Source organism: Ruthenibacterium intestinale (genome assembly GCF_040096265.1).
In the GTDB taxonomy this organism is placed as follows: domain Bacteria; phylum Bacillota; class Clostridia; order Oscillospirales; family Ruminococcaceae; genus Ruthenibacterium; species Ruthenibacterium komagatae.
The window spans coordinates 36,080-58,393 of the sequence record NZ_JBBMFA010000069.1 but is presented as its reverse complement, the minus strand read 5'-3'; the positions used below and the strand labels follow the sequence as shown (position 1 = coordinate 58,393).

Annotated in this window: 19 protein-coding genes; 10 read left to right on the top strand and 9 right to left on the bottom strand. The window is 51.6% G+C overall.

Annotation, left to right across the window (positions count from 1 at the left end; genetic code table 11):
• The first annotated feature begins 26 nt into the window (after positions 1-26).
• The 8 genes from WMO24_RS05200 to WMO24_RS05165 are packed head-to-tail and all read left to right on the top strand — an operon-like array spanning position 27 to position 8,490.
• Entirely contained in the window at positions 27-1,073 is a 1,047-nt protein-coding gene (locus WMO24_RS05200) for a polysaccharide biosynthesis protein (protein ID WP_349215263.1), read from the top strand.
• Complete coding sequence (locus WMO24_RS05195) at positions 1,063-2,199, top strand: polysaccharide biosynthesis C-terminal domain-containing protein (protein ID WP_349215262.1); 1,137 nt, start codon at positions 1,063-1,065, stop codon at positions 2,197-2,199. The genes WMO24_RS05200 and WMO24_RS05195 overlap by 11 nt, the downstream gene beginning before the upstream one ends.
• Before the next feature lie 14 nt (positions 2,200-2,213).
• The gene (gene wecB, locus WMO24_RS05190) at positions 2,214-3,341 is read left to right on the top strand and encodes a non-hydrolyzing UDP-N-acetylglucosamine 2-epimerase (RefSeq protein ID WP_349215261.1); all 1,128 of its coding nucleotides are present in this window, start codon (positions 2,214-2,216) and stop codon (positions 3,339-3,341) included.
• Positions 3,342-3,375: 34 nt separating this feature from the next.
• Positions 3,376-4,608, top strand: a complete 1,233-nt coding sequence (locus tag WMO24_RS05185; protein WP_349215260.1) for a glycosyltransferase family 4 protein — start codon at positions 3,376-3,378, stop codon at positions 4,606-4,608.
• Complete coding sequence (locus WMO24_RS05180; RefSeq protein ID WP_349215259.1) at positions 4,605-5,333, top strand: glycosyltransferase family 2 protein; 729 nt, start codon at positions 4,605-4,607, stop codon at positions 5,331-5,333. Before WMO24_RS05185 ends, WMO24_RS05180 begins: the two co-directional genes overlap by 4 nt.
• Positions 5,330-5,731, top strand: a complete 402-nt coding sequence (locus WMO24_RS05175) for a DUF2304 domain-containing protein (protein ID WP_349215258.1) — start codon at positions 5,330-5,332, stop codon at positions 5,729-5,731. Before WMO24_RS05180 ends, WMO24_RS05175 begins: the two co-directional genes overlap by 4 nt.
• A 38-nt stretch (positions 5,732-5,769) precedes the next feature.
• Positions 5,770-7,245 carry an MBOAT family O-acyltransferase gene (locus WMO24_RS05170; protein WP_349215257.1) on the top strand — a complete coding sequence of 492 codons (1,476 nt, stop codon included), beginning with the start codon at positions 5,770-5,772 and terminating at the stop codon, positions 7,243-7,245.
• A gap of 15 nt (positions 7,246-7,260) precedes the next feature.
• Entirely contained in the window at positions 7,261-8,490 is a 1,230-nt protein-coding gene (locus WMO24_RS05165) for a hypothetical protein (protein ID WP_349215256.1), read from the top strand.
• Between the two features lie 51 nt (positions 8,491-8,541).
• On the opposite strand, the gene trxB is transcribed toward WMO24_RS05165, so the two are convergent.
• The 7 genes from trxB to WMO24_RS05130 all read right to left on the bottom strand — a co-directional run bounded on the left by trxB (position 8,542) and on the right by WMO24_RS05130 (position 16,795).
• On the bottom strand, positions 8,542-9,468 hold the full coding sequence (gene trxB / locus WMO24_RS05160) for a thioredoxin-disulfide reductase (protein WP_349215255.1): 927 nt from the start codon (positions 9,466-9,468) through the stop codon (positions 8,542-8,544).
• 13 nt (positions 9,469-9,481) lie between these two features.
• A complete protein-coding gene (locus WMO24_RS05155; RefSeq protein WP_349215254.1) occupies positions 9,482-9,796 on the bottom strand; it encodes a thioredoxin family protein in 315 nt (104 codons plus the stop codon).
• 132 nt (positions 9,797-9,928) lie between these two features.
• Positions 9,929-11,326 carry a cysteine--tRNA ligase gene (gene cysS / locus WMO24_RS05150; RefSeq protein WP_349215253.1) on the bottom strand — a complete coding sequence of 466 codons (1,398 nt, stop codon included), beginning with the start codon at positions 11,324-11,326 and terminating at the stop codon, positions 9,929-9,931.
• A 12-nt stretch (positions 11,327-11,338) separates the two neighbouring features.
• Positions 11,339-12,619, bottom strand: a complete 1,281-nt coding sequence (locus WMO24_RS05145) for a methionine gamma-lyase family protein (RefSeq protein ID WP_349215252.1) — start codon at positions 12,617-12,619, stop codon at positions 11,339-11,341.
• Positions 12,620-12,630: 11 nt separating this feature from the next.
• Positions 12,631-13,356 (bottom strand): GNAT family N-acetyltransferase, encoded by a 726-nt coding sequence (locus tag WMO24_RS05140; protein ID WP_349215251.1) that lies wholly within the window; start codon positions 13,354-13,356, stop codon positions 12,631-12,633.
• The gene (gene murD, locus WMO24_RS05135; RefSeq protein ID WP_349215250.1) at positions 13,353-14,747 is read right to left on the bottom strand and encodes a UDP-N-acetylmuramoyl-L-alanine--D-glutamate ligase; all 1,395 of its coding nucleotides are present in this window, start codon (positions 14,745-14,747) and stop codon (positions 13,353-13,355) included. Before murD ends, WMO24_RS05140 begins: the two co-directional genes overlap by 4 nt.
• A 68-nt stretch (positions 14,748-14,815) precedes the next feature.
• On the bottom strand, positions 14,816-16,795 hold the full coding sequence (locus WMO24_RS05130; protein ID WP_349215249.1) for an LTA synthase family protein: 1,980 nt from the start codon (positions 16,793-16,795) through the stop codon (positions 14,816-14,818).
• Between the two features lie 189 nt (positions 16,796-16,984).
• On the opposite strand from WMO24_RS05130, the gene WMO24_RS05125 reads away from it, so the two are divergent.
• Together WMO24_RS05125 and WMO24_RS05120 are read left to right on the top strand one after the other, a co-directional pair.
• On the top strand, positions 16,985-19,075 hold the full coding sequence (locus WMO24_RS05125; RefSeq protein ID WP_349215248.1) for a glutamine synthetase III family protein: 2,091 nt from the start codon (positions 16,985-16,987) through the stop codon (positions 19,073-19,075).
• Positions 19,075-19,539 carry a methylated-DNA--[protein]-cysteine S-methyltransferase gene (locus WMO24_RS05120; protein WP_349215247.1) on the top strand — a complete coding sequence of 155 codons (465 nt, stop codon included), beginning with the start codon at positions 19,075-19,077 and terminating at the stop codon, positions 19,537-19,539. Before WMO24_RS05125 ends, WMO24_RS05120 begins: the two co-directional genes overlap by 1 nt.
• A 34-nt stretch (positions 19,540-19,573) precedes the next feature.
• Here WMO24_RS05120 and WMO24_RS05115 read toward each other — a convergent pair whose 3' ends face one another.
• Both WMO24_RS05115 and WMO24_RS05110 read right to left on the bottom strand, forming a co-directional pair.
• Positions 19,574-21,352, bottom strand: a complete 1,779-nt coding sequence (locus tag WMO24_RS05115; RefSeq protein ID WP_349215246.1) for a GtrA family protein — start codon at positions 21,350-21,352, stop codon at positions 19,574-19,576.
• A gap of 147 nt (positions 21,353-21,499) precedes the next feature.
• Positions 21,500-22,249 carry an RICIN domain-containing protein gene (locus WMO24_RS05110; protein WP_349215245.1) on the bottom strand — a complete coding sequence of 250 codons (750 nt, stop codon included), beginning with the start codon at positions 22,247-22,249 and terminating at the stop codon, positions 21,500-21,502.
• Positions 22,250-22,314 lie beyond the last annotated feature (65 nt).

Here is a 22,314-nt window from a genome sequence, read left to right as displayed (position 1 = left end):
CCGCATATCATTATGGAGGGTTCTCAATGGATTCAACGTATTTTAAAGATAAGGTCTTGCTCATTACCGGCGGCACCGGTTCTTTCGGCAATACTGTTTTAAAGCATTTTTTGCAAAGTGACATCCGGGAGATCCGCATTTTTTCCCGCGACGAAAAGAAGCAGGATGATATGCGGCACGACTACCAGCTCAAATACCCGGAGCTGGCCGGTAAGATCAAATTTTATATTGGCGATGTGCGTGAACCCCGCAGCCTGACCAGCGTTATGCGCGGAGTGGATTTCATGTTCCATGCCGCCGCCCTGAAGCAGGTGCCAAGCTGTGAGTTCTTCCCCATGGAAGCAGTGCGCACCAACATCATCGGAACGGACAACGTACTGACGGCCGCTATTGAAGCCGGTGTAAAAAAAGTAGTTTGTCTTTCCACGGACAAGGCCGCTTATCCCATCAACGCCATGGGCATCTCCAAAGCGATGATGGAAAAAGTAATTGGGGCCAAGGCCCGCACCGTCAAAGCGGAAGATACGACTATCTGCTGCACCCGGTATGGCAACGTTATGGCCAGCCGCGGAAGTGTCATTCCTCTGTTTGTGGAGCAAATCAAAGCAGGCAAGCCCATTACCATCACCGATCCGGATATGACACGGTTCCTGATGAGTTTGGATGAGGCCGTGGACTTGGTGGGCTTTGCCTTTGCCCATGCGAATCCTGGTGATTTGTTCGTACAGAAGAGCCCTGCCTCCACCATCGGCGATCTGGCCAAAGCAGTTCAAAAGTTGTTCGGTGACACGGGCACACGCATTATCGGAACACGTCATGGTGAGAAATTGTACGAGACTCTGCTGACGCGGGAAGAGCGCGTTCGCAGCGAGGACATGGGCGGTTATTACCGCGTGTGCGCAGATGGCCGCGATTTGAATTACGATAAATATTTTGTAGAGGGCAAGGTCCATACGCAGGCGGACGATGAATACACCAGTCACAACACGCGCCGTCTGAGTGTAGATGAAGTAGTGGACAAGCTTTTGACGCTGGATTACATCAAAGAGGAGCTGAATAACTTTGAGCACTGAGGCGCGCTGCATCCTGATTACCGGCTCCGGCGGATTTGTGGGAAAAAACCTGGTGGCCGAACTGCGTAATCGCGGTTATGAAAATTTGCTGCTGTTCGATTTGGACACGCCGAAGGAAATGCTGGCGGAATATGCACGGCAGGCGCAGTTTGTTTTTCATCTGGCCGGCGTCAATCGTCCCAAAGACCCCAGTGAATTTTATTCCGGGAACCGGGGCCTGACAGAGGAGCTTCTGCATCTTCTGGCTCAGGCCGGCAATCAGGCGCCGGTTCTGATCACATCCTCCATTCAGGCAGAGCTGGACAACGATTACGGCAAATCCAAGCGTGAGGCGGAGGAACTTCTCTTTGCCCATGAACGCGCCACTGGTGCGCCGGCACTGGTGTATCGTCTGCCTGGCGTATTCGGGAAGTGGTGCCGCCCCTCTTACAACAGTGTGGTAGCCACCTTCTGCTATAACATTGCACATGGTCTTCCCATTGAGGTACGTGATCCCGCCTATTCCCTGCCTTTGGTTTATATCGATGATGTTGTTCACACCTTTATCTCTGCTATGGAAGAGGGCGCGGTCCGGGATCGTGCGATTCCCGGTTTCTGTCATTTGACCTGCGATGTTTACACGGTAACGCTGGGGCGTTTGGCAGAACAGATCGAACAATTCCGCGACAGCCGCAAAACGCTTGCGGTTCCCGATATGGGAGACGCTTTTTCCCGTAAGTTGTATGCGACTTATCTTTCTTACCTTCCCGAAGACAGCTTTTCCTACCCGCTTGCGATGCATTGTGACGAACGCGGAAGTTTCACCGAGTTTCTTCGCACTCCGGAACGCGGCCAGGTCAGCGTAAACATTTCGCGGCCGGGCATCGTAAAGGGGAACCACTGGCATCACACCAAAAATGAAAAATTCCTTGTGGTCAAAGGGCAGGGCATTATTCGCTTCCGGAAAATCGGCACAGACAAGGTGCTCTCCTACCCTGTCTCCGGTGAAAAACTGGAAGTTGTGGATATTCCCACCGGTTATACACACAACATCGAAAATGTGGGCGACGGAGAGATGGTCACTGTAATGTGGGCTAACGAGCCCTTTGATCCTCAGCATCCCGACACCTTTTTTGAAAAAGTATAAGGAGCGCTTTTCCCATGGAGAAAATGAAAGTTATGACGATTCTCGGTACACGGCCGGAAATTATCCGTCTGTCCGAGGTCATCAAATGCTGCGATAAATACTTCCAGCATATTTTGGTCCACACCGGCCAGAACTGGGACCCCAACCTGAATGATATCTTTTTTTCGGATCTTCAGCTGCGGCAGCCTGATTACTACTTGAACGCAGTCGGCAAAGACCTGGGCGAGACCATGGGCAACATCATCGCCAAAAGTTATGAGCTGCTGGCCAAAGAAAAGCCTGAGGCAGTGCTCGTTCTGGGCGACACCAACTCTGCGTTGGCGGCCATCAGCGCAAAACGCCTGAAAATCCCCATTTTCCACATGGAGGCCGGCAATCGCTGCTGGGACTGGAATGTTTCGGAAATGATCAACCGCAAAATTGTAGACCATATTTCCGATATCAATCTTCCTTATACGGAACACAGCCGCCGTTATCTGCTGAGTGAAGGAATTGACGGAAAGACCATTTTTGTCACCGGAAGCCCCATGCGTGAGGTTCTTAATGCGCACCGGGCAACCATCGAGCGCAGCGATGTCCTTGAGCGTCTGAATCTGGAAAAAGGCAAGTACATTCTTCTGTCTGCGCACCGCGAAGAAAACATCGACAATGAAGAAAACTTCATGAGCCTGATGAACGCGGTTAATAACATTGCCGAAAAATACGGTATGCCCATCATTTATTCCTGTCACCCCCGCTCTAAAAAATACATTGAACAACGGCATTTTCAATTTCATCCCCTGGTGCAGGAGATGAAGCCTTTTGGGTTTATGGATTACAATAAGCTTCAGATGAACGCCTATTGTGTTCTTTCCGACTCCGGCACGCTCAGCGAAGAAAGCGCCATGCTGGGATTTGCCGGCGTTTTGATCCGTACTTCTACCGAGCGGCCTGAAGTTTTGGATAAAGGCAGTGTGGTCATCGGCGGCATCAAAGGGCACGACGTGGAACAGGCTATGAACTTGGCCGTTGCCATGCGTGACGCCAACGAGCCCTATGTGATGGCAGAAGACTACGCGGATACCAACGTCAGCATCAAAGTGGTGAAATTGATTCAAAGTTATGCCAAAATCGTCAACGAGACGGTTTGGTTGAAACACTGAGGCAAATTTTTGCTTTTCAGAAAGGGGCTTGTGTTTGCCGAAACGCATTCTGGTGGTCAGTCAGCATTACTGGCCTGAAAATTTTCGCATTGCCGACATCTGCCGTGGATTTACGGAAGATCAGATTGAAGTGGATGTGCTGTGCGGTTTGCCCAATTACCCCAAAGGGGAATGGTTCGACGGATACCGCTATTCCGGACCACGCCGTCAAACACACGATGGCGTGGAAATATTCCGTGCCGGTGAAATTCGACGCAAAGGCAACACTTCTGTGCGGATTTTTCTCAATTATATCTCCTATCCCCTCACGGCAGTTCTGAATCTTCCACGACTGCATGGCCGGAAATACGATGCCGTTTTCTGTTACGAAACAAGCCCTGTTTTGATGCTGTTTCCTGCAATTTTATACGCAAAACTTCATCGTTTGCCGCTCACCTGCTACGTGCTGGATCTCTGGCCGGAAAATCTGTACTCGGTTCTTCCTGTTCACAATCGTCTTCTTCGGACCATCGCCGAAAAAGTATCCCATTGGCATTATCGCCGCTGTGAAAAACTGATTGCGATGTCCCCGGCATTGGAAGAAAAGCTGCGGGCAGTTGCCCCTCGTGCCCAATTGACAACCATTCCCCAGTATTGTGAAGATTTATACGCCCGTGACGTCTTTGACGCCAATTTGGAGAAGCGTTTCAAGGGGCGCTTCAACGTGCTGTTTGCCGGAAACATCAGCCCGGCACAGGATCTGGGGCTTCTGGTGCAATGTGCGGAAAAACTGAGACAGGACAAGCGAGCCGATATTCATTTCATCATCGTAGGAGATGGAATGAGCCGCACGAACCTGGAAGAGGAAATTCGCGGGAAAGACCTTTCTTCTTATTTTACATTTGAAGGGCAGCATCCTGTAACGGATATCCCTGCATATCACACCATGGCAGATGCACTTTTTGCCGCTCTTGCCAAAAGCGACGAGCTGGGACTGACCGTCCCCGCCAAAATCACCAGCTATATGGCTGCCGGACGGCCCTGCCTGGTGGCCGTGGACGGAGAGGCATCCCGGGTGGTGGATGAGGCTGGCTGCGGTTTGACCAGTCCGGCTGGTGATGCACATGCTCTGTATCAAAATCTTCTGGCTCTGGCGGCAATGTCTCCGGAACAGCGAACAGCAATGGGGCAGGCCGGCCGTGCCTATTTTGAACAGCATTTTCGCCGTTCAAAACTGCTCAAAAAATTAGAGCAGTTTATTTTCGATTCGAACGAGGTGACACCTTGAGGGTTCTTGTAATTATCCCCTGTTACAACGAAGAGGCCAACATTGAACGGGTGGTCGCGCGGCTGACGCGCGTCACCGCAGATCTCCCCTACGTGGTAGATTACGTGATCGTGAACGACTGTTCCACAGACCGAAGTGCCGAAATCTGTCAGGAACATAACTTCTCTTATCTTTCTCTCCCAATCAATCTGGGAATTGGCGGCGGCGTGCAAAGCGGTTACATGTACGCCCGGTATCATGACTATGACATCACAGTCCAACTGGATGGAGACGGACAGCACGACCCCGCCTATCTGGACGCTGTAATCAGCCCCGTTGCACAAGGCCGCCTGGACATGTGTGTCGGAAGCCGCTTCATCACCAAAGAAGGATTTCAAACCAGCTTCATGCGTCGGTTTGGAATCAATATCCTCAGTTTCATGATTCGCGTTCTATGCGGTGTGCGTGTACTGGATACAACCAGCGGATTTCGGGCGTGCAGCCGGGAACTGACCGCTTATTTTGCCGATCATTATGCGCAGGATTATCCGGAACCCGAAGCAATCATTTCGGCGGTTCTGAATGGCTACCGTGTGGGGGAAGTCCCTGTCATTATGCAGGAACGCATGGGCGGCACGTCTTCCATCAGTCCGTTCAAGTCCATTTATTATATGCTGAAAGTTGGTCTTGCTTTGGTCGTATTTCGTCTGACCAGCAACCGCAAAGAAAGAGGTGACCGCCTGTGAACAATGCCGGACTGAGCCTTTTTTTGCGCGTGGACCTGGTCGTGGGCGTTCTGCTCTATCTGGGTGTGATTCTTTGGCTTTTGAAAAAGAACAAACTCACGGTCCGCTATTCCATCATTTGGTTTATGAGCGGATTTGTTTTGCTGCTTTTCGCCCTGTTCCCCTACATCGTGCTGGTCTTGCGGGATCTGCTTCATGTGGAAATGGCCGTCAATCTGGTTTTCATGATCGTACTGGCCTTTGTTCTGCTGATTCTGCTGAGTCTGTCCAGCGTTGTTTCCGGTTTTTCGGAAAAAATCAAGCGTCTTTCACAACACAACGCGCTGCTGGAGCATCGTGTGCGCGAGTTGGAGCGGAAACTGGAGGAACTTTCGAAAGATTCTGATTCTGTGAACTGACGTCTCTCTGCATTCTATTGGAAACGGAGTTTTGCTGCATGAATTTTATTTCCCTGGCATTTATTTTATTTTTGCTTGGGGCCTGTCTTGCCTACTTTGTTCTTCCAAAAGCTGCCCGCACCGGGGGGCTTTTGATTTGCAGCTATCTTTTCTATCTTTATGATCCGTCCAATGCAACCTTTTTGCCGGTACTTTTATCCGCTACATTGATTACTTTTGGAACCGGACTTTTACTTGAACGCCTGCAAAAACCTCTTTGGCGCCGTCTTTGCCTTGCGTTCAGCGCCGTTTCCTGTATGGGTGTTCTTGCTTTTTACAAATACTTTTCCTTTTTGGGAGAAAGCCTTTCCGAACTGGTTTCCCTGTTCGGCGGCAACCTGCATGTTCCCGCGTTCAGCCTGGCGGTACCGCTGGGTATCAGCTATTTCACATTTGCCGCGCTGGGCTATGTGATCGATGTTTACCGCGGTGCTCCGGCGGAACACAATCTTTTCGACTACGCCTTGTTTGTCAGCTTTTTCCCCTGCATGATGACCGGCCCCATCTGCCGTGCCGGACGCATGCTGCCTCAGTTCCGGGCAGAACACGCATTTGACTACAACCGCGTAACTGGCGGTATGTTCCGAATTTTATGGGGCTTTTTTAAAAAACTGGTTTTGGCCGATACCATTGGCGGAATGGTGAGCACGGTTTATTCCAATCTTCATTACGCCGATTATACCGGTCCGGTTCTTTTGATTGCCAGCCTTTTATTCAGTTATCAGCTGTACTGTGATTTTTCGGCCTGTACCGACATCGCCATCGGCATCGGGGCAATTTTCGGCATAGATGTCATGGAAAACTTCCGCCGTCCTCTCGCCAGCACAAGCTTTATCGAGTTGTGGCGCCGCTGGCATATCAGCCTCACAAGCTGGTTCCGGGACTATCTTTATATCCCTTTGGGAGGGAATCGAAAAGGAAAACTGCGGCAGTATTTGAATCAGATCATTGTGTTTCTGGTCAGCGGCCTGTGGCATGGCGCTTCCCTCGCCTATTTGGTCTGGGGACTGCTGAACGGGCTGTATCTGTGTGTGGGCAAAGCAACACAGACACTGCGCCGCCGGGCGGAAGTGTACAACCCTCTTTATCGATTTGCTCCGATCCGCAAATGTATCCAGATCTGCATTACTTATCTGCTGTTCACAAGCTGCATCGTCTTTTTTGCCGTAGGTGCATACAGCGGTGGCGTGCTGACCGAAGCGCTGTACGTTTACAGCCATTTGTTTACCGGATGGGACCTTCTGGCCGCTGTTCCTTCTACGCTTGTCACACTGGGCTTTGACCGGAACGCCACGCTGGTACTCTTATTTGGCTTTATCCTGGTGGAAGGATTGGAATGTTTCCAAATGCCGATTCAATCTCTGATCCGTAAAATTCCGCTGCCGCTTCGCTGGCCTTTGTATTATGCGCTGGTTCTGCTGATTGTCTTTTTTGGCGCCTTTGGTCAGTCCTCTTTCATTTATCAACAGTACTAAGGAGGGCTGCCCGAAATGAAATCTTTTTTTAAAACAACTTTCAGTCGTCTGTTTTCCGGTATACGTCTTCTGCTTGGCGCGTTGGCATTCCTTCCCATCGTCTTTTATGTAATTTGGGTCAATTACACAGTCGACTGTTCAGGCACCTTTCAGGGAGATCAGTATCTTCGTGAAGTTGCCAATATGCTGCTTTCCGGGCAGGATGTTGTCGGCTACGAGCAGTTAAATGAACGACAGCGTGACGTGATGGAGCTGATCGTCAATCAGATGGAAACCGCTCCTGACACCATTGTTCTCGGCTCCAGCCGTATTATGCAAATGAACACGGAAATTGCGCAAACAGAAAGCTTGTTCAACTGCGCTCTGACTGGTGCAGACTGGTATGATCTGCTGGGTACCTTTTATCTGTTTGACCGGCTGGATAAACTGCCGCAGACGGTGATTATCGGGTTTGATCCATGGTATTTGGATACCAGCCCGGACTCCACAGATGCACGCAGCAACAAGCAGCTTTATGCAGAATTTCTGTCTACGCGACTGGGTATCCCCACCGAGTATGAGGAACAGGACCCCAATGAAAAATGGCAGGCTCTCTATTCTCTAAGCTATTTTCAGGGGAATATTGCTTATATGATGGAGTCAAAAGACGGGGTTAAAAAGCCGCAGCCCGCGGAAGGCGATGTATTCCATCAAACCACAGAGGTAAAGCGCTCCGACGGAAGTCTTTTATATTCTTATGATTACCGCAACCGCGACCAGTCGGATGTAGACATGGACGCCCTTGGTCAGACGGGAAATTTCTTCCGGATGGAAGAGTATGAAAAACCGGATTCAGAACGTCTGGAAATTCTTGAAAAATTTCTCGTCTATCTTCAGGAACGCGATATCAATGTCATTCTGGTTCTGACGCCGTATCACCCAATTGTGTACGGCAATGCATTGGAAAAATCCGATCACTATACAGGCTTTTTCGCCACGGAACCAGCCTTGCACCGGCTTGCGGATAAGCTGGAAATCCCCATTTATGGAAGCTACAATCCCTATGCCATTCCCAATACCACCAGCGCAGATTTTTTCGACGGGATTCATGTGCGCGGCGAATGCATTGCCAGCTATTTTCCCGGTGTTCCCCAGGCATTGGAAAACATGGCCAATCATGTGGATGTAAGTTTGGATTACGAAACCACCGCTGAGCAGGCAGAGCTGCGCGACAGCGGTCTCGATGAGGACTCCAGCCTTGTGTAACGATTGAACGAAAAAAAGAGGATCTCGCTTTGTAAGCGAGATCCTCTTTTTTTATCCGTTGTTCTCCAAAAACTCCTGTGCATACTTAATCGCTACTGCGCCATCCCCGACTGCGGTAACCACCTGCCGCAGCGGCTTGGTGCGTACATCTCCCACGGCATACACACCCGGAATATTGGTTCGGGTCGTTTCATCGGCCAGAATATACCCTTGTTCATCCAAATTCAATTGATCCCGCACCAGTTCGGTATTGGGAATGCGCCCGATCGCCACAAACAGACCGTCCACGGACAGTTCTTTCTGCTGTCCGCTCTGTGTATCTTCCAGAGAGAGTCCTCGCAGTTTTTCTTCGCCCACGAGTCCAATAATCTTCTGATTCCAGACAAACTCAATGTTCTCTGCCTGCTCCAGCATCGTGTGATAACTTTTCATTGCACGCAAATGATCACGCCGGTGTACCAGGTACACCTTTTTGCACAACTTGGACAGAACCAGTGCGTCTTCTGCTGCAGAATTTCCTCCGCCTGCTACCGCCACGATTTTATCCCGGTAAAACATTCCATCACAAGTGGCGCAATATGCCACGCCGCGTCCCTGAAATGCATCTTCTTCGGGCAAACCGATTTTTCGGGGAGCCGCGCCTGTGGCAATTACAACCGTGCCCGCCAAAATTTCCCCTTCGCTGGTTCTGATTCGCTTCGGCTGCTCGTTTAAAAAGAGCTGGGTCACTTCAGCATACAGCGTCTGTGCGCCGAAACGCTCAGCACCACGCTGCATTTGCTGGCCCAATTCAAACCCGTCGATTCCTTCGTCAAAACCCGGATAGTTGTCGATCCAGCTGGTTGTAGCCATCTGGCCGCCCGCAGACAATTTTTCGATTACCAGCGCACTTAATCCCGCTCGCACCGCGTACAACGCTGCCGTGTAGCCGCCAGGGCCGCCCCCAACCACTACCACATCATATTTTTTCACGTCCATATTGTTCTTCCTCTCAATGCTGTTTCAGCCAATCCTGAATCTGCGCCTGTGAACCCGGGGCTACCAACGGCTGTCCCTGTTTTCCGTTCTGGAACAAAAGCAGCGTTGGAATCGTATCGACCTGATATTTCTGCGCAAGTTCCGGCGCCTCGTCAATATTCACTTTCACAATCTGTGGCACATCTGGCTGTCCGTCCATGCGCTCCAGCACCGGAGCGATTCGACGGCAATACACGCACCAAGGTGCCCAAAAATCCACCAAAATCGGCTGCTGCGCCGTTAAAACGATTTGTTCAAAATCTTTTCCTGTTGCAGATTGGATTGCCATACTCACCGTCTCCTTTTCGTTTTGCTTTATTGTATGATTCTATTTTTATTATATCCCGTAAAAAGAAATTCTCCGTGACAAAATCACAAAACAAAAGCCAGCGTATTTCTAACGCTGGCTTTTGTATCAAAATCATTTTGCACGACTGACCTTCGGTCCCTTGGGTGTATCTTCCACCACATAGCCCTGCTCCGTCAGCTGCGCGCGAATGGCGTCGGCCTTCGCCCAGTCCTTGGCCTTTTTGGCCTGTGCACGCTGCTCCACCAGATCCAGAATTTCCTGCGGAATTTCGTCCTTTTTACGGTTGTACAAAATACCCAGGACTCCGGTCAGCTCATCAAAGGTTTTCGCGGCCTGTTCCAGTGCCTCCCGGCTGGACTCGCCGGACAGCGTATTGATCTCACGCACAAAATCAAACAGCGCGCCCAGCGCGGCAGGCGTATTCAAATCGTCATCCATCGCCGCACAGAATTTCTCTTTGGCGCCGACGGCTTTCTCTTTCAGTGTCTCGTCCTTGCCGTGAGCATTTTCCAGAGCAAAATCCAGATTCTCCCGGCAGGTGTACAAACGCTGCAGACTCGTCTTGCAATCGGCCAGCAATTCAGCCGTATAGTTCAGCGGGCTACGGTAATGACCCGTCAGCATAAAATAGCGAATAGGTTCATAACCATACACCTCGCTGAGCTCGCGCACCGTAAAGAAATTATTGGCACTTTTGGACATTTTGTGGTTGTCAATGTTCAAAAAGCCGTTGTGCATCCAATAATTCGCAAAGGTGCAGCCATTGGCACACTCAGACTGTGCAATCTCATTTTCGTGATGCGGGAAGATCAGATCCTCGCCGCCCGCGTGAATGTCAATGGTATTGCCCAGATGAGTCCGCGCCATGGCGCTGCACTCAATATGCCAGCCGGGCCGCCCCTTGCCGTAAGGGCTGTCCCAATAGGGCTCTCCGGGCTTGGCTGCTTTCCAGATTGCAAAATCCGCAGGATCTTCTTTTAAATCATCATCCATCTGATGGCGCAGCTCCCGGTTGCCGGATTCAAGGTCTTCCAAATTCAGATGGCACAATTTGCCGTAATCCTGATCTGATTTCACGCGGAAATATACGTCTCCGTTTTTTGCAACATAGGCATGGCCGCTCTCAATCAAATCCGACACAATGGACAAAATCTGTTGAATATGCTCTGTGGCGCGGGGACGCACCGTGGGCGTCAGCACATTCAGGCCTTCGCAATCTTTGATAAATTCGGCCTCATACTTGCGTGCCACTTCCTGCATGGAAACGCCTTCCTCGCCGGCTCGTTTGATCAGCTTATCATCGATATCCGTAATGTTGGACACAAATTTCACTTCATTGCCCCGGTACATCAAGTAGCGGCGCAGCGTATCAAACACGCACACAGGCCGCGCATTCCCAATATGAATGAAATTGTATACCGTGGGACCGCACACATAAATGCGGTACTCCCCTTCATGAAGCGGTTTCAGTTCCTCTTTTGTACGGGTCAGGGTATTGAATACTTTCATGTTCCTTCTCCTTTATCGTTCCTGTTTTTCGCCAGTTTTTCCCAGCTTCAGCATCCGGTCGGCCCCCAGCATCACACCAGCCCGGCTGGCGTGAAAATTGATTCCGCCCTGCATGTATACGGTATACGGCGGCCGAACCGGTCCGTCGGCGGAAAGTTCGATGCTGGAGCCCATGGTAAAGGCACCAGCCGCCATAATGACCTGGTCCTCATAACCCGGCATATCCCCCGGCAAGGGAGCCGCATAACTGTCGACCGGGCTGCCCGCCTGCACGCCGCCGCACAAAGCGATCATCCCTTCCGGTGAATGCGTCTCCACGCTGGTAATGATATCATTTCGATCCTCTTTATATCCCGGCGTAGCCTGATAGCCCAGAACTTCAAACAGACAGCTGGCATAGACGCTTGTTTTGAGCGCGTCGCACACCACACCAGGTGCATAATACAAACCTAAGTACAATTCTCTCAACACATCCAGTGTACATCCGATCTCGCCGCCGGTTCCGGGCGCACTCAGGCGATGTGCACAGCTTTCCACCAGATCTTTTCTGCCTGCGATGTAACCGCCTGTGGGAGCAATGCCGCCGCCCGGATTTTTAATCAGGCTTCCGGCCATCAGGTCCGCTCCGCGCTGGGTCGGCTCCTGCATCTGCGTAAATTCGCCATAGCAGTTGTCCACCATCACAATGATCTCTGGGTTGGCGCGTTTTGCTGCCCTGCTGATGGCCTCGATCTGATCAAGACTCAGCGCACCGCGCGCCGCATATCCCCGGCTGCGCTGGATATAACACATTTTTGCGTTTTTACATTTTTCTTCAATGCCTGCAAGATCCGGCTGGCTGTTCGCCAGAAGGGGAACTTCATCGTAGTGAACGCCCCATTCTTTCAGACTTCCGTATCCTTCTCCCTCAAGCCCGATCACACCCAAGAGCGTATCGTAGGGACGGCCGGTTGCCGCCACCATCGTATCACCCGGCCGAAGAACGCCAAACAACGCCACCGTAAGTGTATGTGTGCCCGACATAAAGTTGTAGCGAAACAGCGACGCCTCTGCCCCCACAACTTTGGCAAACACCTCTTCCAATTTGATGCGGCCCGCATCGTCGTATCCATAACCGGTGGTTCCCACCAGATGGTGCGCGCCGACACCGCAGTCCGTAAACGCCCGCAGCATTTTCAGCTGATTGTATTCCTTGATCTTTTCCAGACGTGCAAACGGCTCTGTACAAAGCTCCAGTGTTTTTTGATCCGCCTGAAGCAACTCAGGCGACAAATCGTAAAACTGTTCGATCATAAAAATTTCATTCACTCCGTTTTTCTGCTCTGCTGAATTTTCTGTTCTTCCACAAACCCCAAACGTTTATAAAATGGCCGCAGCTCCGGTGCGCAAACCAGAAAAACCTGTTTTCCGGCCGCAGCCTGTTCTTGAGCAAGTGACGCCGTCAAATAAGAAGCACAACCCCTTCCCCGATGCTTCTTTGCAGTGACCACGCCGGCCAAATACGCCTGATCTTCTGTCTGGGCAAAAATCCCCGCAATCGCTGCGTACTCCCCATTGTGCTTCAAAGCCATCATTTCACCGCCGCATTTATTTCTGCGGGCACAAGCCTGTGCAGCCCAAAAATCCGGCGGTGTATCCGTCACATCTGGCGTAATGCACACATGGGCAGCCTGATACATACTCGGCTCCCGCTCCAAAACATATCCGTCCGGTTTTATCGGCAACAACGGTCTCGTCTGATAACGCATGATCCACTGCTCCTGCGCTTCAAAACCTCCCGGGACCCAGTCGGATGACTGAAGACAGAGCACATTCTGAAAGCGAAGGAACATTTCCAGTTCCGGCCGATCTGTCACCTCACCATAGAGCATTGCGAAACCGCCGCGCAGCAAAAGCACCGCTTTTTCCTCTATCCGAAAAAACTGCTCCTGCCCCTGGGCATCCCACGCCGCACGCATCTCGGCCGCAAAGAACGGCGCCTGCTTTAAAACCGTCAGAAGCTTGTTTCGGTCTTCTATCCGCTCAATCAAAGGGCGTTTACCAATTCTTTGTAGTGACGGCCGCGCACCTCAAAATTCGGATAGCAGTCAAAAGACGCACAGGCCGGTGACAGAGAAACAATATCACCCGGTTTCGCCTCTTCATAGGCCATGTGAACCGCCTGCTCCATGTCAGCAGCGCGCCGAATCACGAGACCGCTTTCCGCATATCCCGGATCGGCTTTCACGGCTGTCTCGATCTTGTCCGCCGTGGCACCGGTCAGGATCAGCACTTTTACATGGGCGATCAGTTCAGGCGCCAAGGGAGCAAAACTGATGCCTTTATCCGAACCGCCGGCAATGATAATCAGCTTCTGATCAAAAGCGCGCAGACCTGCAATAACGCGCGTAGGACTGGTGGCAATGGAATCATTGAACCATTGAACCCCATTCAAGGTACGAACCGGTTCAATGCGATGCTCTACGCCCCTGAAGGTACGGGCTATATATGCCATATCGGCTACATCCACCAAGCCCCAGACAGCGGTCATAGCTGCCAGAAGATTCTCCAGATTATGCTCTCCGCGAAGGCCCACATCCTCTTTCCGGACAATGGGTGTCACACGTCCGTTTTCCGCCATGCACAGCATGCCATCCTCCCGCAGGAAACCGCCGTTATCCACCACGGAAAAGCGGGTAAACCATTTGCAGGTTCCCTTTACATCCGCAGCCATGGCCCGGGTCACGTCATTCTCATATCCCAAAACCGCTTTGCCCGCTTCGTTCTGGTACAGCAGGATATTGCGCTTCGCATCGATATACTCCTGCATGTCCTTATGGTGGTCCAGATGATTGGGCGTCACGTTTGTGACCACCGCAATCTCCGGCGATTGACGCATACTGATCAGCTGGAAACTGGACAGTTCCACAACGGCAAAATCTTCCGGCTGAATTTTGTCCACCACCGGCAGCAGCGCACGCCCCAGGTTTCCGCCCAAATGCACCGTATAACCAGCTTTTTTCAGCATCTCCGCAATCAACGTCGTAGTGGTGGTCTTTCCGTCCGAACCGGTCACTGCAATTTTTTTGCAGGGGCACAACTGGAAAAACAATTCCATCTCGCTAGTCACACAGGCACCGTTCTGCGCCGCCTGCTGCAGTTCCGGTGTATAAAATTCAAAACCGGGCGTGCGCATGATCATGTCCTGACCTTTCAGGCCTTCCAGATACACTTCTCCCAAAGAAAGGCGCACTCCAAGCTGTTCCAAAACAGGCCCAAACGCTCCAAATGCATCCAAATTCGGCTTCTTATCGCACAAAGTTACCTGTGCACCGGCTTTTGCAAACAACTCGATGCATTCCCGATGGCTCACACCCGCTCCAATAAAAGCTACTTTTTTCCCTTTTAAGTCCTTGTAGAACTGCGTAATCGCTTCACTCATACGAAAACAGCACTCCTTCATCCCATAAGTAGTTATAGTATAGCATATTGAGCCGTCATTTAAAAGGTTCACCGGATACTTTCCGCAGATTCTTTCATGCGCCCGCTGCGCAGAAGATAACCGTAATAGTCCGTTTCGATGATTCGCGCTGAGTAGGTAAAACGCTGCTCCATTTCCCGGATGCACTGCTCCACTTCCTTTTGTGAAACAACCGCATCGTTCAGAGGCTGAATCTGACCACTGCCTGCATCGTAACAGAACCGCTCTGTGATAAAACTATGGTCGGCAAACAACACCATGGGAGAAGTACCGGAAAACGCATCGGTTCCCATCATCAGGCGGGAATCGTAAGGCAGACCAAACAGGTTGGAAAGCGTTGGCAGAATATCCAGACTGGAGCAAGGCACTTCTACATCCACCGGTTCCATGCCCGGTGTCCAGAGCAAAAAACCGTTTTCATAAAGTTCGAAAGGAGGCGCAAGTGCCTCTCTTCCCCGCAGCTGCGCATACTGTTCATTGGTCAGACCATAAGGATAATGATCTGCGCTCAGCGCAATCACGGTATTCTCCAGCTGCCCTGCCTGATCCAATCTGCTCACAAGAAGCGCCAGTGCATCCTCCAGTTCCATCTGACAGGCGATGTATGCGCGTACCTCTTCTCCATAGGGCAGATCTTCCACCTGCTCTCTGTGTTTGGAAGCCATTCGATTGCCCGAAAACGTGTACCCCAGATGACCGCTGATGGTCATGTAGTATACGTGAAACGTCTCTTCCTCAATGTAGAACGGCAGACTTTCCTCAACCATTTCTACATCTGATTCCGGCCATTGCTTGGTCAGATCGAGCCCGTTTCCCTGTCCGTAATAGACATATCCCATTGCCGGATAGGAACGGTCTCGATTGTAATAGGTGTAATCATGTCCATGGAAGGCAAACGCCGGTTTGCCCTGCTTTGCAAATTGAACGCCCAGTGCAAACGGCATGGAGTTGTCAGCAATTTCTGTGTAACTCCAAACCCCGGTTTTCGGCAGCAGTCCCGTGGTGGCTACAAATTCGCCATCGGAAGTGCTGACGCCCCACACGGGCGTATAGAAATTGTGAAACCGAAATCCTTCGGAATACAATTTGTGCAGCGTAGGCGTTTGAACCGGGTCGATCAGCGCGTCCGAAAAGCCTTCGCAGGTAAGAAGAATCAGATTTTTCCCCTGAAACAAGCCTGTGTACTCATTTTTCTGTGTCGGAGTGCGACTGCCGAACCAAGCATTCATCTCTCGAAAAACCGCATCTGTCTCCTCGGTATTAAAATCAATGGACAAAACATTTTCTCCCCACACTGTCTCGGGGGACGACACGGATACCGGATCATCCGGCAGATCTTCCACAGGTTTGGGTGTTTCCTGCATCAGATGCAAAAAATTGAACTTTACGTCCAGCGCCATGGTAGGCAAAAGTCCAAACGTTCTTAGAGATGCAGATGGTACGAACGACTGAAGCAACTGCATTCTGGGACTGACGGGACCCCGCCCATCGGACAAACTCAGACAAAGTGCCAATGTGCACAGCCAAATCGCGGTCAATAAAGAAAAGGCACACGGCGGGCGCTGCACGCGCTGCCAAAACCATTTCCGATATACGGTGAACAGCAAAAGGAGTTGCACTGCAAACGCTGTTAGCATCCCTGCGTTTTTTGCTGCTGCACGCAGTGCCACATCTGAAAATTCCAAAGCTTTTCCCAAGCCAAGAAGCGATTTCAGATAATAGGGAGTATGAAAAATGCTGAAGTAGATACTCTGCGACACATACAGCACGGAAACGCATATGCAAGCCGCACTTTGAAGCCCAAAAGCAGCTGTTTTCCGCTGCGGTAAAGCCCCCAACGCATGCAAAAGTGCGCCGCCGCACAACGCCAGCAAACATTTCGCCAAGGTAAATCCAAGATCCATGGTTACAGACAATACCAGTTCATCCCACAAAAGATAACCGACCATGAACAGCGTTCGCTTGCAGGCCGTCAGTATTTCCAATTGTTCCTGTTTCCTATTCTTCAAAACAACCGCCCTCTTTGATTCGCATCATTGTATCATTGTATGCAGATTCTGTGCATTCCGTCCATTTCCCGGGACTTTTGAACGCTTATTTTTCACTTGTGCGGGCGCTTGTATCATGGTAAAATATTTTTCGTGTAAAGCAGCTTAACGCGCCTTGCGCGCACAGCGACGAAGAGAGAGGGAAAAAGATTGGAAAAGGATACGTTCAGCCTGTTCGGAAGCCATTTGTTCGATGACCGCACCATGCGGGAACGCCTGCCGCGCAACGTATACGATTGTCTGCGCAAAATTCGGGATGAAAACCAGGCCTGGGACCCACAGGTAGCCGATGTGGTTGCCGGGGCGATGAAGGACTGGGCGATCGAACTGGGCGCCACGCATTATATCCATTGGTTCAGCCCCATGACCGGAACCGGGTCCGGCAAGCATGACAGTTTTATTGACGGCGTACGCGAAGGTGAGCCCATTATGCGCTTCTCCGGCAAAATGCTGGCTAAGGGCGAAAGCGACGCTTCCAGTTTTCCTTCCGGCGGACTGCGTGCCACCTTTGAGGCGCGCGGTTATACTGCCTGGGATCCCACTTCTCCCGCATTTGTACTGGGAACCACCCTGTACATTCCCACCGCTTTCTGCGCGTACACCGGAGAGGCACTGGATCAAAAAACACCTGTGCTTCGCAGCATGCAGGTGCTGAACAAGCAGGCTCTGCGTGTTCTGCGTGCGCTGGGTGACACAGAGAGCGTATCTGTGCAGCCCACTGTAGGCGCGGAGCAGGAATACTTCCTTGTGGATAAGGAATTGTTCGATCAGCGTTTGGATTTGAAAGTAGCAGGTCACACGCTGCTGGGTGCGCTGCCGCCCAAAGGTCAGGAACTGGAAGACCACTATTACGGCAGCATCAACGAGCGTGTTCGCGCCTTTATGCGTGAATTGGATGAAGAGCTGTGGCGTCTGGGTGTCCCTGCCAAAACAGAGCACAACGAGGTCGCTCCGGGGCAGTATGAGCTGGCCAGCGTTTTTGCCACTGCCAACATCGCCTGTGACCACAACCAGATCATGATGGAATTGATGCGCAAGGTGGCACTGCGCCACGGTTTTGCCTGTCTCTTGGACGAAAAGCCGTTCGCAGGCATCAACGGTTCCGGCAAACACAACAACTGGAGCATTGTAAGCAGCACGGGCCGCAATCTTCTGGACCCGGGTGAAGAACCGGAAAAGAACCTTGTGTTCCTGGTTTCTCTTTGCGCGGTAATCACTGCCGTTGACAAGTACGCAGACCTGCTGCGCATGTCCGCCGCGTGCCCCGGCAACGAGGCGCGTCTGGGCGGCAACGAAGCGCCGCCCGCCATTGTCAGCATTTTCTTGGGAAATACCATCACCAATCTGCTGAAAGAGCTGGCGGAAGGCCACACCTTTGCCAAAGCTGCACGCGGAGAACTGCATACGGGCGTAAAAAGCCTTCCCCTGCTTGCGCTGGATGATTCAGACCGCAACCGCACCTCTCCGTTTGCTTTCACCGGCAACAAGTTTGAATTCCGCATGGTTGGCTCCAGCCAGAGCATCGGCCTTGCCAACGCCGTGACCAACGCAATTGTGGCCGACGTGTTCCATGACTTTGCGGACAAATTGGAAGGCGCACTGGATGTCGAAGCGGTTGTCCATGAGATCATTGCTGAAACCTGGCGCGACCACAGCCGCGTGATCTTCAATGGAAACAACTACAGCGCCGAATGGGCCGCCGAGGCACAGCGCCGCGGTCTTCCCAATCTGCCTTCCATGGTAGATGCGGCTGGTGCATTCATCGACCCCAAAAACGTGGAAATGTTCCAGCGCACCAAAGTATTCACCAGTACGGAATGCCACGCGCGCTATGAGATCATGCTGGAGGACTATGCCAAGCATATTCATATCGATGCCTCTACAATGGTCTCCATGGTTGGCCGCCACATCGTTCCCGCCGGATACGAATATCTTTCCAGCCTGAGCCGTGCGGAATATTATACGGAGCAGAACGGATTTGCCTGCGCAAGCGCCAAAGCAAGTGTCGGAAAATTGTGTGTGACCATCGACCGGACCGTGGGAGCACTGGAAGCACTGCGCCGCGCCCTGGCTGAACTGGATTCCTCTCACTTGGGTGAACGTGCCCGTGCGGAGCGTTGCCGCGCGCTGGCCCGTAATGAAATGGCCGCGCTGCGCTGTGCTGCCGATGAGCTGGAATTGCAGGTTCCGCAGGCGCACTGGCCCATTCCCGACTACTGCACGTTGCTGTTTGATCTGTGATGAACATCCAATATCTCTCCACTCCGGTCGGCCGGCTTGTACTGGGTGCGGATGACAGCGGCATTTGCTGGCTGCGTCCGGGCGACGCGCCATCCGGTGCGCAGCTGGTACAGACGCCTCTTTTACAGACTGCTTCCATTCAGCTGGAAGAGTATTTTGCCGGACGCCGAAAAGACTTTGAGCTTCCGCTTTCTCTTTCAGGAACTCCTTTTCAGCGTGCCTGCTGGGATGCGCTGTGTGCGATTCCTTATGGCGAAACCCGTACTTATGCACAGCAGGCAGCAGCCGTAGGCAACCCCAAAGCCTGTCGTGCTGTTGGGATGGCCAATCATGTGAATCCGATAATTATCCTGGTTCCCTGCCACCGGGTCATCGGCTCAAACGGCCGTTTGACCGGTTATGCCTGTGGACTTTCGTTAAAGCAGTTTTTGCTGGATTTGGAAGCAGCACATCGCACAAAATAAAAGATCCCCTCTGTTGTTGAAACAGAGGGGATTTTTATTCCAATACGGGATTCTGCCGTTCCGTATCACGAAGGAAGGCGTCTCCGCAACTGCAAGCCATCACATTGACTCGGTGCGCCAATATCTGCGCAGCTTTTCGGCGCTCTTTACGGCTGGAGCCCGTGCAGTAGACTGGTTCTCCAATGCAGATTTTTCGATATGCCGAGCTGCAATGAACCGGAACAAATGCCAGCGGATGCCCGGTTTCTTTGCGGTAATACTGATCCAAAGCCAGAAATCCTGCGTACGTCTCGCCCATCAGGGAACCTGTATTGGCATAATCCACATCCGGGCAGATAACGATGCTTTCCCCCTTTAACAAAAGCTCCTGAGAAAGGCGCATCGTTTTGCGCACTGCAGCACTGCCACGGTAAACCGGAACCGCACCCACGCTTCGTAACAGCGACGGTACCACCAATGATAAAAAACCTGCCGCCAAAAATGCGCATGGTTTCGGCCAGCCGAAACGCTCTGTAAAGGTGTAATGATAATACTGGTGAAAGCATTCCGTTCGATCGCAAAACACATGCAGCGCCCACACATGAACCGTTTTATCCAACCGCGCCACTGTGTGGACAGGGCCATACAGATTCTGATGATGCACCACATACACCACCGGTGCGGCAGGTGACGTCCCTTCGCATTTCCAGCGAAAGAGAAATAATCGGACAAGCCTTTTGAACAAACGCCCAAATGTGTTCCAGTGGGGCATCGTTTCCTTTCTTCTGGCAAATACCCAGTGCAATTGAATCTGGTAGCTGATCACAGCCAGCACGATGTCCACCAGCAGTTTTGCCGCCATTTCATCCATCTGTGCGAAAACACACAGAAGATAAGCTCCGCCAATACTCGCTGCAAGCTGAAACAGCCAAAGCAGGTAATAACGCGGCAATGAACCGCTGAAGGATTTATCCTGCACATACGGAAGCTGCCGATTGCACAGATAATTGACGCCGGAAGAGATGGTGCGGGCCAATGCCGCCGCCAAAGTCAACCGCATGGCCAGCGGCATCCCCGCCAAAAGCAGTTTGACAAGCATGCAGTATACAAACACGTCCACCACCACGGAGAGCGCAGCAGCAGTACTGTACTGCACAATTCCGCTGAAAACACATTTCAAAATCGGCAGCGCATCCCGAATCGTGCGAAAGTGACTGCCGGAATTGTTGTCAAAATAGACTGTGTCAATGGGAACGACCGTAAAGTCCAGCGCCTGTTGACGTGCAAAAAGCAGCATATTCAACTCATACTCGTAGCGGTCTCCCTTCAACTGGGCAATCTGCGCAAGATACCGCGGTGGCAAGCCGCGCAGGCCCGTCTGCGTATCTTTCAGGTCAATTCCATATACCACGCGCATGGCCCAGGACATCATTCGATTTCCCAGCGCACTTCGCCCCGGTGTATTCTTACCGAAGTTGCGGCACCCCAATACCAGCGTATCCGGGTGGGCGCTGAGAGAAACCTTTACCGCCGTTACATCCTTTACGGTATGTTGTCCGTCACAATCCACCGTAATCACACCGGGCAGATCGGTTTCCGCATCCAAAAGATACCGAAACGCTGTTTTCAAGGCCGCTCCTTTGCCCCGGTTGACCGAATGTGTCAGTACCGTACATCCCATCTGTTTCAGCGTTGAAAATATCGTCTCATACGCAGCACCGCTTCCGTCGTCCACAATCAAAGGCTTGGAAAAGCCGGCTGCTTCCAGCTCTTTTACATAGTCGATCAAACAGAATTCCGGTTCATATGCCGGGATTATAATTTGGTAATTCATGCCCCGCATCCTCCTCGTCTTTTATATAGACGAGCGTGAACCCGTGCATACGTCAGGCTTTTAGGCCATGGCGAAAGAATTTTTGGTTAACCCCCCCTTCAACAAAAAATCCCTCTCTCATACATATGAGAGAGGGATTTCATCAAATTATTTGCGCTGTTTGCTACGGTTTCCGCGTTTTACCGCAGGCTCTTTCTCCGGTGCCTTGGCAGGTTCCGCTGCTTTTTTCTCAACGGCGGATTTTACCGGCTCAACCGCTTTTTCTGCAACAGCAGCAGGCTTTGCCGTTTTCGCTGCTTTTTTCGCAGGTTCTTCCTTCACAGGCTGAGCCACTGTCTTCTCTACCGGTTTAGCCACCGGCGCTTTTTTTGCAACACGCTTCTTGGGAGCGGCTTTCTCTGCCGCCGGCTTGGCAGACTCGGATTTTACCGCCGCCTTTTTCGGCTCTTTCACTGCAGTCAATTTCCAGGTCTGCATTGCACCGTTCACATCATCCCAAATCTGAACGCGCGCACCGTTTTCCATGCTCATATCAACAATATCCAGAACTTTCCCGGATGCTTTGGACACAATTTTATAACCGCCGCGCACAGCTACAAACTGCCACAGCTGATTGTCTTTTCCGATGTAATCCCACTGATGAATCCAGCAGCCGTTCTCCGTGCCGGCCTGCGCAACATCCAGCACTTTCCCGGTCAGCTTATTCTCCAGTTTATACACACCTTCGGCCACTTCGACCGCCAGCCACTTCTGGCTGTCCACGCCGGTGCTCTCCCACAGCTGCACTGCCGCACCGCTGGCATGATCAAAATCGGCCACCTCCAGCACACGTCCGTCCTTGGCAGCAATGGTATAGCATGTATTTGAAACAGGTTTTTTACTCGTCGCTTCTTTCATAAAAATCAACCTCCTAATACTATTAAACACTACACCCCATCCCGCAGCTTTGTCAATCGCTTAAA